Here is a 14,034-nt window from a genome sequence, read left to right on the forward strand (position 1 = left end):
CGGATCAACTCGCTTCGCGAGTTGTCCGGAATGACGGAATGAACGGAAACGGCAGCATGACCAACCTCGCCCCCACCGGCTTCCTCAGCATCGGCAACACCAGCCTCGAATACAAATGGCTGGAGCCGCAATCCGCCGATGCACCCACCATCGTCATGCTGCATGAAGGCCTCGGCTCGGTCGGCCTCTGGGGCGACTTCCCCGAGAAGCTGCAGCAGGCAACCTCCGCCGGCATCTTCGCCTATTCGCGTGCAGGCTATGGCCAATCGAGTCCGGTGACGTTGCCGCGGCCACTTGACTACATGCACCGCGAGGCACTGGACGTGCTGCCGAAGATCCTCGACGCGATCCGCTTCAGGCGCGGCCTGCTGCTCGGCCATTCCGACGGCGCCTCGATCGCGACGATCTATGCCGGCGCGCATCAGGATCATCGGCTCAGCGGCCTCGTGCTGATCGCACCGCATTTCATCGTCGAGGACATCTCGGTGAAATCCATCGCCGAGATCAAAACGACCTTCGAGACCACCGACCTGAAGTCAAAGCTCGCGCGCTGGCACAAAGACGTCGACAATGCTTTCTACGGCTGGAACGGCGCCTGGCTCGACCCAAAGTTCCGCGATTGGGATATTTCCGAATCTCTCGCTTACATCCGCGTCCCCGTCATGATGCTGCAGGGCGTGGACGACCAATATGGGACATTGCGTCAGGCCGAAATCGCCCAGGAGGAGTGTTACTGCCCGGTCGATTTGAAAGTCATTTCAGGCGCGGGACATTCCCCGCATCGTGAAGCGCCGGGGGCGACGCTTGACGCGATCGGGCAATTTGCAAAGGCGGCCTTGCGCGACGATCAGGGACTCCAGGGGCGCGCCGCATGATGGATCGCGCTCGGCGCCATTGTGCACCCCTGAATCCCATGCATGAAACAAAATGCATGTTCGTTCGCCTAAGGGGTAGACGCGCTCGAAAATGTGCACTATTGTGCATCTAGCACGACTGCCAAAACGCATAATCAAGCTCAAGGGTGGCCCATGGCCGGGGAAGATCGGCGCCTCGCAGGTGGCGCGACATTCATCGATTTCCAGACCGAGCCGTCCCGCTACCGGCACTGGAAGCTCGCGGTCGACGGTGACGTCGCCACCCTGACCATGGACGTCGACGAGAATGGCGGCCTGTTCGAGGGCTATCTGCTCAAGCTCAATTCCTACGATCTCGGCGTCGACATCGAGCTTGCCGACGCGGTCCAGCGCCTGCGCTTCGAGCACCCCGAGGTGAAGGTCGTGGTGATGCGCTCGGCCAAGAACCGCGTGTTCTGCGCCGGCGCCAACATCCGCATGCTGGCCGGCTCGACGCACGCCCACAAGGTCAATTTCTGCAAGTTCACCAACGAGACCCGCAACGGCATGGAAGACTCGTCGGAGAACTCCGGCCAGCGCTTCATCACCGTCGTGAACGGCTCGGCCGCCGGCGGCGGCTATGAGCTCGCGCTCGCCACCGACTACATCATGCTCGCCGATGACGGCGCGTCCGCCGTCGCCTTGCCCGAAGTGCCGCTGCTCGCGGTGCTGCCGGGCACCGGCGGCCTCACGCGTGTGGTCGACAAGCGCAAGGTGCGCCGCGATCACGCCGATTTCTTCTGCACCATCGAAGAAGGCGTGAAGGGCAAGCGCGCCGTGCAATGGCGCCTGGTCGACGAGATCGCGCCGAACAGCAAGCTCGAAGGCAAGGTCGCCGAGCGCGCGAGGGAATTCGCCCAGGCCTCGAAGCGCAAGGGCAGCGGCAAGGGCATCGCGCTGACGCCGCTCAAGCGCATCATCGATGAGACCAGCATCCGCTACGGCTTTGTCACCGTCGACATCGATCGCACCGCGCGCATCGCCACGATCTCGATCAAGGCGCCTGAAGCCGCGCCGCCCGCAGACATCGACGGCATGATGGCGCAGGGTGTCGCGTTCTGGCCGCTCCAGGTCGCGCGCGAACTCGACGACGCGATCCTGCATCTGCGCATCAACGAGCTCGAGACCGCCATGCTGGTGTTCAAGAGCCACGGCGACCGCGCCCATGTGCTCGCCTGCGACGCATTCCTCGAAGCCAACAAGGCGCACTGGCTGGTCAACGAAATCAGGCACTATTGGAAGCGCGTCTTGAAGCGCATCGACGTCACCTCGCGCACGCTGGTGGCGCTGGTCGAGCCCGGCTCCTGCTTCGCCGGCACGCTCGCCGAGCTCGTCTTCGCCGCCGACCGCTCCTACATGCTGATCGGCACGCGACAGGGTGACAACCGCCCGCCGCCGTCGATCGAACTGTCAGCGATGAATTTTGGCCCTTATCCGATGAGCCATGGCCTGACGCGGCTTCAGTCGCGCTTCCAGGCCGATCCGGCCGATGTGGAACGCGCGGAAGCCACGATGGGCACCGCGCTGGACGCCGAGCAGGCCGAAGAGCTCGGTCTCGTCACCTTCGCGCTCGACGACATCGACTGGGACGACGAGGTCCGCGTGTTCCTGGAGGAGCGCGCCAGCTTCTCGCCCGACAGCCTCACCGGCATGGAAGCGAGCCTGCGCTTCGTCGGCCCCGAGACGATGGAATCGAAAATCTTCTCGCGCCTCACCGCGTGGCAGAACTGGATCTTCCAGCGCCCGAACGCGGTCGGCGAGGAAGGCGCGCTGCGCCGCTACGGCAGCGGCCAGAAGCCGAAATTCGATATGACGCGGGTGTAGCGATTTTCTTGTCCCGGGCGCGCTGCGGCACGAAGTGACGCTGCGCAGAACCGGGACCCAGACGACCGAACGATGGGTCCCGGCTCTGCAGCGCACCGCTTCGCGCTGCGCAGCGTCCGGGACACGGGACAGACCAAGGAGCACGGCCATGAACATGAACATCATGAACGTCGACTACTCGACCAAGATTCCGAACAACGTCAATCTCGCCGAAGACCGCCAGGTGCTCAAAGCCCTGGAGGGCTGGCATCCCGGCTATATGGACTGGTGGAAAGACATGGGGCCGGAAGGCTTCCAGGAATCGCTGGTGTACTTGCGCACCGCCTATTCGGTCGATCCGCGCGGCTGGGCCAAGTTCGACTACGTGCGGATGCCCGACTATCGCTGGGGCATTCTCCTTGCTCCCCAGGAAGAGAACCGCGTCGTGCCGTTCGGCGAGCATTTTGGCGAGCCGGCCTGGCAGGAAGTCCCGGGCGAGTATCGCGCCATGCTGCGCCGTCTGATCGTGATCCAGGGCGACACCGAGCCCGCCTCGGTCGAGCAGCAGCGCCACCTCGGCAAGACCGCGCCCTCGCTGTACGACATGCGCAACCTGTTCCAGGTCAATGTCGAGGAAGGCCGTCACCTCTGGGCGATGGTGTACCTGCTGCAAAAGTACTTTGGTCGCGACGGACGTGAAGAGGCTGACGATTTGTTGCGCCGCCGTTCGGGTGACGCCGACTCGCCACGCATGCTGGGCGCCTTCAACGAGGCGACGCCGGACTGGCTGTCCTTCTTCATGTTCACCTATTTCACCGACCGCGACGGCAAGATGCAGCTGCACTCGCTGGCGCAGTCGGGCTTCGATCCCCTGTCGCGCACCTGCCGCTTCATGCTGACGGAAGAAGCGCACCACATGTTCGTCGGCGAGACCGGCATCACCCGCGTCGTGCAGCGCACCTGCGACGCGATGCGCGAAGCCGGCATCACCGATCCCACCGACATCGCGAAGGTCCGCGCGCTCGGTGTGATCGACCTGCCGACCATCCAGAAGAAGTTGAACCTGCACTATACGCTGTCGCTCGATCTCTTTGGTTCGGAAGTCTCGACCAACGCGGCGAACGCCTTCAACACCGGCATCAAGGGCCGCTATCACGAGACCCAGATCGACGACGATCATCAGCTCAAGAACGCCACCTATCCGGTGCTGAAGTTCATCGACGGCGAGATCAAGCTGGTCGACGAGCCGGCGCTGACCGCGCTCAACATGCGCCTGCGCGACGATTACAGCCAGGATTGCGTCAAGGGCATGCTGCGCTGGAACAAGGTGATCTCGACCTCCGGCTACCAGTTTCAGCTCAAGCTGCCCAACGTCGCCTTCCACCGCCACATCGGCGAGTTCAAGGGCATCCACGCGACGCCGGATGGTCTCTTGATCGACGACGCAACCTGGGCCCGGCGCAAGGACGAATGGCTGCCCTCGACCGCCGACGGCGACTTCATCACCTCGCTGATGCAGCCCGTCACCGAGACCGGCCAGTTCGCCTCATGGATCTCGCCGCCGAAAGTCGGCATCGACAACAAGCCGGGCGATTTCGAGTATGTGAGGATCGAGTCGTAACTTCTTTACCTCTCCCCGCTTGCGGGGAGAGGTCGGATCGCCCTTGCGATCCGGGTGAGGGGGTACAGGTGCGGCGACAATCTCACGTGTGGAGAGAAGCCCCTCACCCCAACCCTCTCCCCGCAAGAGCGGGGCGAGGGAGCGCTCCGTTCGCGCCGCGAGCAGCGCGATGCCTCAACTATCCCACCCGCTCCCCTTGATCCCCGGGTTCGCGTAGACAATGCCGCCGTCCACCGCGATGGTCGCGCCCACCACATAATCTCCCGCGCGCGAGGCGAGATAGATCGCCGCGCCCGCCATGTCCTCGTCGGTGCCGATGCGGCCCGCGGGCACGCGGGTCGAGACCTCGTCGGCATGATCGCGTGCGGCGCGGTTCATGTCCGATTTGAACGGGCCCGGTGCGATCGCGGTGACCACGACATGGTCGCCGATCAGCTTCACGGCCATGCGCCGCGTCAAATGGATCAGCCCCGCCTTGCTCGCCGCGTAGGAATAGGTCTCGCCCGGATTGACGAAGATGCCGTCGATCGAGGCGATGTTGATCACTTTCGCCGGCCGCTCTACTGATGCCGCCGCGCGCAGCGTAGGCGCCAGCGCCTTGGTCAGGAAGAACGGCGCCTTGACGTTGAGGTTCATCACCTTGTCCCAGCCGCTCTCCGGAAACTCGTCGAACTCCGCGCCCCAGGCCGCGCCCGCATTGTTGACGAGGATGTCGAGTTTTGGCTCGCGCTTGGCGAATTCGCTCGCGAGCAACTCGGCGCCGGCCAGCGTCGAGATGTCGATCGGGAGCGCGATGCACTCGCCATCATATTGGCCTGACAGCTCTTTCGCCGTGGCTTCGCAAGGTCCGGCCTTGCGCGCGGTGATGTAGACCTTCGCGGCCCCTGCGCTGAGAAATCCCGCCGCGATCATCTTGCCGATGCCGCGCGAACCGCCGGTCACCAGCGCGACGCGGCCTTTGAGCGAGAACAGATCGTTGAACATGGTGCCTCCCTTGGTGTTTGGCGACGTTTTGAGCGGGGAGCAGAGGGGAGTCAAGGAAGGCGCCGCATCGTCGTCCTGGCGAAAGCCAGGATCCATTACCCCAGGATAGAGTTGTTTGAATGAGCTGTGGCCCGAGCGCGTCGCAAAATGGACAGCGGTGGTAATGGGTCCTGGCTTTCGCCAGGACGACGTCAGAGTTCGGGCAGCGAAGACGGAGAGATCTAAGCCGCCGCGATCCTGCGGAAGCCGTTCCACATCGCGGTCGCGGCGCCCGAGGTCAGCACCGGCAGAATCCGCGTGTCCTGGTAATTGCCGTTGAGCGAGACGCGTGGCAGCGCGGTCATGTGGCCGGCGTTTTCGGCGAACAGCATGCCGGGCCGCGTCGTCACCGCGGTCTTGAAGCCGGCGGAAGCAGCGAGCGCGAATTCACGCTCACCCGCCGCCTCGCGATCGCCATAGGGATAGGCAAGATGTTGAACGTTGCGGCCGAGCGCCTGCTCGATCCGCGCGCGGCTCACGGCCATCTCCTGCGTGGCGATCTCTTCGCTTTGCTTGGCGAGATTGCAATGGCTGACGGAATGCGCGCCGATCGTGACCAGGGGATCGGCGGCAAATGTCCTCACCTCGTCCCAGGACAGGCAGAGGCTGCGGCACAGCGCGGCCATGTCGACGCCGTACTTCGTGCAAAGCGCCTCGATCTCGCGCTTGAGATCGTGCTCGCCGGGCAGTGCGCGCAACCAGCCATGCAGGCGGTCGAACGCCGCCTGCTTTGCGGCTGGTGTCGTCGCGTCGAGCCGCAGCGCGGCATTGCCGATCGTCACCTCGATCTGCTCGGTCTTGGCGATCACGGCCTCCAGCGCCTCCCACCACAGCCGGCCCGTGCCCTCTGCGAAATCGCTGGCGACATAGACCGCCAGAGGCGCGTCAAATTCGTGCAGAACCGGCAGCGCAAAATCGAGATTGTCGCGATAGCCATCGTCGAGCGTGAAGGCGGCGAAGCGGCGGTCGAACCGGCGTCGCACCAGCCGCTCATGCAGTTCGTCCATGCTGACGATGTCGATCTCGCGCGAGTGCAGATGACACAGAGTCGCGCGCAGGAATTCAGGAGTGACTTCGAGATGCCGGTTCGGCTGGAATGCCGCGGCGCGGGCCGGCCGCACGTGATGCAGCATGAAAATGGCGCCGACGCCCGACAAAAGCGGGCGCAACAGGTGGTGGGCGCCGCTGAAATAGAGTGCTTCCAGTCCGGCGCGGATGACGTTGTTACGCAGTTGTTTCATGACCCGCTGGCGGACTTTGGCATTCCACCTTCAACTTACGGAAGAACCCTTGAAGAAAAAGTTATTCCAATTGTCAGGCCCGGCCTTCGGAAGGGCGTCATTTCCGGTTTGACAGCCTGCCAAGGGTTTGTTTTGTCTCCGGTTCCAGAGTTCGGGTCGTCGAATGCACAAGCTTTTCAGGTGGGCCAGCAAATGGTGGCCGGGGCTCATCCCCCTGGCCGTCATGTGGGGATTTGCGGCCTGGAATAACACTTTGCCGGTCGAGGCGGACCTTTCCGCCCGCAGCTCGGCGGCGCTAAAGGATACCGTTCTGGACAAGACCCGGATCGCGGTGGACGGCCGCGATGTCAGCCTGGCTGCGGACGCCTTTTCCGAGGAGGGGCGCCGCGACGCGGTTGTGGCGGTCGAGACCGTCCCCGGCGTGCGCCTGGTCGACGACCGGACCCGCCTCGTTCCAGAGGCAAAGCCCTTCGTCTGGAACGCCGAACGCGACGTGGTGCGGGTGACGCTGTCAGGCTCCGCGCCCCTGCCGTCGATGAAGGGCCGCCTGACCGAGGCGGCCCGCAAGGAGGTCGCCGGTACCGAGGTGGCCGATCAGATGGGTTTGGCGCGCGGCGCACCGCCGCGGTTCGAGGCGGCTGCGATGCTGCTGCTTGACCAGATCGGCAAGCTCAAGGACGGCAAGATCACGATCACAGACACCAAAGTCACCCTGTCGGGGATGGCGCGCGATCTCGGCGGCCGCGAAGCGGTCGCAGCGGCGCTGAAAAACCTGCCCGAGGGCTTTTCGATCGCTGCCAACGACGTCAAGGCGCCGCCTTACGTCTTTCAGGCATACAAGGATCCGGTGGCTGCGAAGGTGACGCTGACCGGCTACGTTCCCGACAACAATGTCCACGCGGCCATCGCTACCAGCGCGTCGCGGAAATTCTTCAACGAAAAGGTCGTCGACAATCTCAAGGCCAGCGTCGGCGCGCCCGGTTCTTTCAGCCTCGCCGTGGTCGCAGCGCTCGGCGCGCTGTCGCGACTGTCGACCGGCACGCTGGTCGTGTCCGACCGCGAGGTGAAGCTGTCGGGCGATGCGCTTTATGAAAGTGCCGCCAACGACATCCGCACAGGCCTTGGCAAGGATTTTCCGAAAAACTGGCAGTACAAGCCGGAAATCACGGTGAAACCCGCGGCCGGCCCCGTCGACGGCACCGTGTGCCAGCAATTGTTCTCCGAGCTCTTGGCCAAGGCCAAGATTCGCTTCGCGGCGAAGCGCGCCGACATCGATCCGGATTCCGCCGGCATTCTCGATCATCTGATCGAGACGGCATTGCGATGTCCCACCACCAATATCGAGGTCGCCGGGCATACCGATGCCGACGGCGAGGATTCCTTCAACCAGGCACTCTCGGAGAAGCGCGCGCAGGCGGTGATCGACTATCTGGTCAAGGCCGGCCTGCCTGCCAGCCGCTTCACCGCGGTCGGCTACGGCAGCACGCAGCCGGTCGCCGGCAATGACAGCGAAGACGCCAAGGCGCAGAATCGCCGCATCGAATTTCTGGTGAGGTGACGATGCCTTATCTCGTCTCGTTCCATCTGGGCTGGCTGATCGGTTCGCTGCTGCTCGGCTTCTGCATGGGCTGGATCTCGGTGGTCCAGCGCGGCAACGGCACTTCGAAGGTGACCGCGCGCTGGCTCGCCGTGCTTGCTGCCGGCCTGGTCGCGGCCTCGTTCGCGCGTGTGGTCCCCGGCCGCTTCGGCTACTGGCTCGACCTCGGCCTGATCATGTTCGCCTGCTACCTCGTCGGCGGCGCCATCGGCGCCTGGCTGCGCGACCGGGTGGTCGCGCGCACCGCGCCTCCTGCCGCTCTGTGATGTTGCCCTGCACCCTGACTGCGGAAGTCAGGAGCGCGGCTGCGCGGCCTTCCCGGCACATCGAAAACCGTGAACAAACGCTCCGGCCTCCCCTCTTTCAACAGGCGGGGGTCCCCCATAGATTGACGTCGGCTTAAGCCGTGACGGAACATTGTGCGGTGGAAATCATCAAAACTTCATGGCCACTGCGCAGGATTGCCATGGAGATTCGCGTCAGTCTTGCCGCCGAAAGCGCCAAACCGTGCTTCAGGAGCCCGCAACCCTGCCTAAAATATTGAAGGCACGAGTTTTTGTTCGAATTGCCGAATTCCACTCCGCCCGGAAACGCGCTAGTGGAGGGATAGCGGGTATGCGCGATGCCGGGACCGGCAGCGAGGGTTCGTCGCGTGCCCGTGCGTCGTCCGCCTGTTCGCCGGCCACCCCGGCCGCTGAAGCGTTGTTCGAGGTCTAGATGCTGGAAGCCATACGCAGGGCGATGTCGTTTCTGCGCCAGAAGCAAATCCTGCATAAGCTTGGAGTTGTGATCAGCGTCGCGGTCATCGGTATCGCTTGCTATGTGCTCTACCACATGCTGCGCGGCATCGATGTCAACGAAGTCCTCGAGGCGATCAAGAGCACCGAGCCGAGCCAGATTGCACTGGCGGCTTTGTTCGTCGCCGCGGGCTATTTCACGCTGACCTTCTATGACCTGTTCGCCGTGCGCGCGATCGGCCACGCCCACGTGCCCTATCGGATCAACGCGCTCGCCGCTTTCACCAGCTATTCGATCGGCCACAATGTCGGCGCCAGCGTCTTCACCGGCGGCGCGGTGCGCTACCGCATCTATTCCGCCCACGGCCTGAACGCGATCGACGTCGCAAAGATCTGCTTCCTCGCCGGCCTGACCTTCTGGCTCGGCAATGCCGCGGTGCTGGGCCTCGGCATCTCCTATCATCCGGAGGCCGCGGCCTCGATCGACCAGCTTCCGCCCTGGCTGAACCGGACTCTGGCGATGATGATCATCGTCGGGCTGGTCGCTTACGTGGTCTGGGTCTGGACCCAGCCGCGGATGGTCGGCCGCGGGCCCTGGACCGTGATGCTGCCGGGCGGTCCGCTGACGCTGCTCCAGATCGCGATCGGCATCATCGATCTCGGCTTCTGCGCGCTGGCGATGTACGTGCTGGTCCCCGACGAGCCCAATCTCGGCTTCGTGGTGGTCGCGGTGATCTTCGTCTCGGCCACGCTGCTCGGCTTTGCCAGCCATTCGCCCGGAGGCCTTGGCGTTTTCGACGCGGCCATGCTGGTCGGGCTCTGGCAGATGGACCGGGAGGAGCTGCTGGGCGGGATGCTGCTGTTCCGCGTCCTCTATTATCTGTCCCCTTTCGTCATTTCTGTAATCTTGCTGACGTTTCGCGAAGTTATCATCGGCGCACGATCGAAACGCCTGCAGCAGGCGGCGCTCAAGCTCGACCCCGGCCCCGCACCTGAAGCCGCTTACGTGAGAAAGCGCAGCGACAGCGGCGCCTGACCGGCGCAAGGTCCTTTGGAGAAGCCCGCCCCGATGGCGATCGACGCCCCATCTTCTCCCTCCTCCCAGCCCTGGTCCGACCGGCTGCGGCACTCGACCGTCATCCTGATCGCCGCGGCGCTGGCGCTGTCGGTGGTGGTCTCGCTGGGCGAATTGTCGGCACTGCATGCGATTGCGGTGTTCCTCTGCATCGCCACCGCAGCGCTGATCCCGTGGCGCCTGCACGATACCGCCGCCTCGCGCGAGGAGACCCGCCGCGTCAATCCGGTCGAGAGCGCGGCGGTGGCCGCAGTGGTCGCCGGCATGCCCGATCCCGCGGTGCTGCTCGATCGCGCCGGCCGCGTCATCCATCTCAACGCCGCCGCCGCCCAGCTCGCGCCGGCGCTGCGCCGGAATGAGCTCGCCCAGTTCGCGCTGCGCTCGCCCGAGATCATCACGGCGCTGCGCGAGTCGATCGCGACCACCGAGCCGCGGCGCGCGACCTATCTCGACCATGTCCCGGTCGATCGCTGGATGGAGTTGACCATCACGCCGGTGCCGGTGCCGACGAGCTTCGGTGGCGCCGACAAATGCATGCTGATGACCTTCCACGACCAGACGCCGCTGCGTCGGGTCGAGGAGATGCGGGCCGATTTCGTCGCCAACGCCAGCCACGAGCTGCGCACGCCGCTGGCCGCGCTGTCGGGCTTCATCGACACGCTCCAGGGCCAGGCCAAGGACGATCCCAAGGCGCGCGAGCGCTTCCTCGGCATCATGCACAATCAGGCCACCCGGATGGCGCGCCTGATCGACGATCTCTTGTCGCTATCGCGGGTAGAGCTGTCGGCTCATGTGCGGCCCGACACCCTGGTCGACCTGCTGCCGATCATCTTGCAGGTCGCCGATGGGCTCGAGCCGCTGGCGCGGGAACGCCAGGTCGAGGTCGAGACCGAGCTGCCTGAGACCCCGGTGCTGATCGCGGGCGACCGCGAGGAGCTGCTCCGCCTGTTCGAGAATTTGATCGAGAACGCGCTCAAATACGGCGCCTCCGGCGGTCGCGTCATCGTGTCGCTGATATCAGGCGCCGCCCCTGATGGAACTCAGGAAATCCGGGTCCTGGTCCGGGATTTCGGCCCCGGCATCGCGCCGGAACATTTGCCGCGGCTGACCGAACGCTTCTACCGGGTCGATGTCGGCGACAGCCGCTCGCAGGGCGGCACGGGCCTCGGATTATCGCTGGTGAAACATATTCTTAACCGTCATCGCGGGCGGCTTTTGATTGAAAGCGTGCCCAGACAGGGCGCCACTTTCACCGCCTGTTTTCCCCAGGGCAAGCCTTCGGCTCTGAGCTAAATTCCAGCAATTTCAGCCGCTTAACACTGTCATCCGACTGTCACCAAACCTTCGTAAAAGCTCAGCTGTCCGCTCCTAAAGGGACGGCACGGGGAGCGCGATCGGGCGCTGATGGCGCTTCGCTCCCCTGTATGGAGACCAGCATGAATTTCCTCAAAACGATCGTTGCTGCTGGCTTGGTTGCCGCATCGACGACGGCGGCCTTTGCTGCCGACATCACGGGTGCCGGTGCGACGTTCCCGTTCCCGATCTATTCCAAATGGGCTGACGCCTACAAGAAGGAGACCGGCAACGGTCTGAACTATCAGTCGATCGGCTCCGGCGGCGGCATCAAGCAGATCCAGGCCAAGACCGTGACCTTCGGCGCCAGTGACGCGCCGCTCAAGGCAGAGCAGCTCGAGAAGGACGGCCTCGTCCAGTGGCCGATGGTGATGGGCGCCATTGTTCCCGTCGTCAACATCGAGGGCGTGAAGCCCGGTGAGATGGTGTTCGACGGCGAGACCTTGGCCAGCATCTATCTCGGCAAGATCACCAAATGGGACGACGCCGCGATCAAGAAGCTCAACCCGAACGTGAAGCTGCCCTCGGAGGCCATCACCGTGGTCCGCCGTTCGGACGGTTCGGGCACCACCTTCAACTTCACCAACTACCTCGCCAAGGCCAGCGCGGACTGGAAGAGCAAGGTCGGTGAGGGTACCGCGGTCGAGTGGCCGGTCGGCGTCGGCGCCAAGGGCAACGAAGGCGTGTCCGGCAACATCAGCCAGACCAAGAACTCGATCGGCTACGTCGAGTACGCCTATGCCAAGCAGAACAAGCTGACCTACACCGGTCTCGTCAACAAGGCCGGCAAGCCGGTGCAGCCCACCGTCGAAGCCTTCCAGGCGGCCGCCTCCAACGCCGACTGGGCCAAGGCTCCCGGCTACTACGTCATCCTGACCGACCAGCCCGGCGAGAAGTCCTGGCCGATCACGGCGGCGACCTTCATCCTCATGCACAAGGACGCCACCGACAAGGCGGCCTCGCAGGAAGCCATCAAGTTCTTCCGCTGGGCCTTCAAGAACGGCGACAAGGCGGCTGAAGAGCTCGACTACATCCCGATGCCGGACCCGGTCGTTCAGCTGATCGAGAAGACCTGGGCTGCCGAAATCAAGAGCTAGGTTCGCGACGCTCGTGCCCCGGATGCGCTGCGCCGCATCCGGGGCACGGACCAACAAAAACGTATAATATTTAGTACAGGGGACCGGCGTGGCAGAGATGGCCGTTCAGAGCGATGTAATCGACGACGCCGGACCGTATGATCGCGCCAAGGCCTTGAGCGCGTTCAAGCTCGGCGACGTCACCTTCTACTGGATCACGCGGCTCTCCGCGATCTCGGTGCTTCTGATCCTCGGCGGCATCATCATTTCGCTGATCGTCGGCGCCTTCCCGGCGATGAAGGAATTCGGGGTCTCGTTCCTGTGGACGCAGCGCTGGGCGCCGTCCGCCGATCCGCCGGTGCTCGGCGCGCTCGGGCCGATGTACGGCACGCTCGTCACCTCCTTCATCGCGATGCTGATCGCCATTCCCGTGGGTCTCGGCATTGCGATCTTCCTCACCGAGCTCTGCCCGCAATGGCTGCGCCGCCCGATCGGCATGGCGATCGAGCTGCTCGCCGGCATCCCCTCGATCATCTACGGCATGTGGGGCTTCTTCGTGTTGGGTCCGTTCCTCGCCAACACGTTCCAGCCCTTCATGATCAAGATCTTCGAGGGCGTGCCCGTGCTGGGCGCGATCTTCGCGGGTCCCCCGTCCTATCTCAGCCTGTTCAATGCCGCGCTGATCCTCGCCATCATGGTGCTGCCCTTCATCACCTCGATTTCGGTCGACGTGTTCAAGACGGTGCCTCCGGTCCTGAAGGAAGCCGCCTATGGCGTCGGCTGCACCACCTGGGAAGTGGTCCGCAGCGTGGTGATCCCCTACACCCGCGTCGGCGTCATCGGCGGCGTCATGCTGGCGCTGGGCCGTGCGCTCGGCGAGACCATGGCAGTGACCTTCATCATCGGCAACTCGTTCCGGATCTCCTCGTCGATCTTCGCCCCCGGCACCACGATCTCGGCGGCGATCGCATCCGAGTTCGCCGAGAGCGACGGCCTGCACCAGTCCGGCCTGATCCTGCTCGGCCTGCTGCTGTTCGTGCTGACGTTCTTCGTGCTCGCGGCGGCGCGGCTGATGCTGATGCGGCTGGAAAAGAAGGCGGGGAACTAGCGCCATGAACCCGATTTATTCACGTCGCCGCCGCAAGGACATCGTCGTCCGCGGACTCTGCATCGCCGCAACCGCCTTCGGCGTCACCTGGCTCGCGCTGATCCTGATCACGCTGCTCTACAACGGATTGGCGGGACTCAATGTCCAGCTGTTCACCGAGAACACGCCGCCACCGGGATCGAACGAGGGCGGCCTGCTCAACGCCATCGTCGGCTCGCTGATCATGACCGTGATCGGCGTCGGCATCGGCGCGCCGCTCGGCATGTTTGCCGGCACCTACCTCGCCGAATACGGCCGCAACGACAAGCTGACCTCGGTGATCCGCTTCATCAACGACATCCTGCTCTCGGCGCCCTCGATCATCATCGGCCTGTTCATCTACGGCGCGGTGGTGGTGCCGATGCGCGGCTTCTCCGCGATCGCGGGCTCACTCGCGCTCGCGGTCATCGTGATCCCGGTGGTGCTGCGCACGACCGAGGACATGCTGCTGCTGGTGCCGAACGCATT

At 64.3% G+C, this 14,034-nt stretch carries 12 protein-coding genes; 10 read left to right on the forward strand and 2 right to left on the reverse strand.

Annotated elements, in window-relative coordinates:
• The first annotated feature begins 56 nt into the window (after positions 1 to 56).
• The 3 genes from AC0L2F_RS23060 (at position 57) to boxB (ending at position 4,317) form a co-directional block, all read left to right on the forward strand.
• A complete protein-coding gene (locus AC0L2F_RS23060; RefSeq protein WP_473249960.1) occupies positions 57 to 875 on the forward strand; it encodes an alpha/beta fold hydrolase in 819 nt (272 codons plus the stop codon).
• Positions 876 to 1,028: 153 nt separating this feature from the next.
• A complete protein-coding gene (gene boxC, locus AC0L2F_RS23065; protein ID WP_473249961.1) occupies positions 1,029 to 2,717 on the forward strand; it encodes a 2,3-epoxybenzoyl-CoA dihydrolase in 1,689 nt (562 codons plus the stop codon).
• Between the two features lie 148 nt (positions 2,718 to 2,865).
• Positions 2,866 to 4,317 (forward strand): benzoyl-CoA 2,3-epoxidase subunit BoxB, encoded by a 1,452-nt coding sequence (gene boxB / locus AC0L2F_RS23070; RefSeq protein WP_007615713.1) that lies wholly within the window; start codon positions 2,866 to 2,868, stop codon positions 4,315 to 4,317.
• Between the two features lie 174 nt (positions 4,318 to 4,491).
• Here the strand turns inward: boxB and AC0L2F_RS23075 are convergent, their stop codons facing one another.
• Both AC0L2F_RS23075 and AC0L2F_RS23080 read right to left on the reverse strand, forming a co-directional pair.
• A complete protein-coding gene (locus AC0L2F_RS23075) occupies positions 4,492 to 5,301 on the reverse strand; it encodes an SDR family oxidoreductase (protein WP_007615711.1) in 810 nt (269 codons plus the stop codon).
• A 221-nt stretch (positions 5,302 to 5,522) separates the two neighbouring features.
• Positions 5,523 to 6,581 carry a polysaccharide deacetylase family protein gene (locus AC0L2F_RS23080; protein ID WP_473249962.1) on the reverse strand — a complete coding sequence of 353 codons (1,059 nt, stop codon included), beginning with the start codon at positions 6,579 to 6,581 and terminating at the stop codon, positions 5,523 to 5,525.
• Positions 6,582 to 6,744: 163 nt separating this feature from the next.
• On the opposite strand from AC0L2F_RS23080, the gene AC0L2F_RS23085 reads away from it, so the two are divergent.
• From AC0L2F_RS23085 to AC0L2F_RS23115, 7 genes are all read left to right on the forward strand, one after another.
• Positions 6,745 to 8,139, forward strand: a complete 1,395-nt coding sequence (locus AC0L2F_RS23085; RefSeq protein WP_007615706.1) for an OmpA family protein — start codon at positions 6,745 to 6,747, stop codon at positions 8,137 to 8,139.
• Positions 8,140 to 8,141: 2 nt separating this feature from the next.
• Positions 8,142 to 8,444 (forward strand): hypothetical protein, encoded by a 303-nt coding sequence (locus AC0L2F_RS23090; RefSeq protein WP_007615705.1) that lies wholly within the window; start codon positions 8,142 to 8,144, stop codon positions 8,442 to 8,444.
• A gap of 451 nt (positions 8,445 to 8,895) precedes the next feature.
• A complete protein-coding gene (locus AC0L2F_RS23095) occupies positions 8,896 to 9,951 on the forward strand; it encodes a lysylphosphatidylglycerol synthase domain-containing protein (RefSeq protein ID WP_007615704.1) in 1,056 nt (351 codons plus the stop codon).
• Between the two features lie 33 nt (positions 9,952 to 9,984).
• Positions 9,985 to 11,283 carry an ATP-binding protein gene (locus AC0L2F_RS23100; protein WP_473249963.1) on the forward strand — a complete coding sequence of 433 codons (1,299 nt, stop codon included), beginning with the start codon at positions 9,985 to 9,987 and terminating at the stop codon, positions 11,281 to 11,283.
• A 143-nt stretch (positions 11,284 to 11,426) separates the two neighbouring features.
• On the forward strand, positions 11,427 to 12,440 hold the full coding sequence (gene pstS, locus AC0L2F_RS23105; protein WP_007615694.1) for a phosphate ABC transporter substrate-binding protein PstS: 1,014 nt from the start codon (positions 11,427 to 11,429) through the stop codon (positions 12,438 to 12,440).
• A 97-nt stretch (positions 12,441 to 12,537) separates the two neighbouring features.
• Positions 12,538 to 13,527: a phosphate ABC transporter permease subunit PstC gene (gene pstC, locus AC0L2F_RS23110; RefSeq protein WP_473249967.1), complete on the forward strand. Its 990-nt coding sequence runs from the start codon at positions 12,538 to 12,540 to the stop codon at positions 13,525 to 13,527.
• Positions 13,528 to 13,531: 4 nt separating this feature from the next.
• The coding region (locus AC0L2F_RS23115) for an ABC transporter permease family protein (RefSeq protein ID WP_473249964.1) at positions 13,532 to 14,034 on the forward strand (503 nt) is incomplete at its 3' end.

It is taken from the genome of Bradyrhizobium sp. Ken64, from assembly GCF_055807555.1.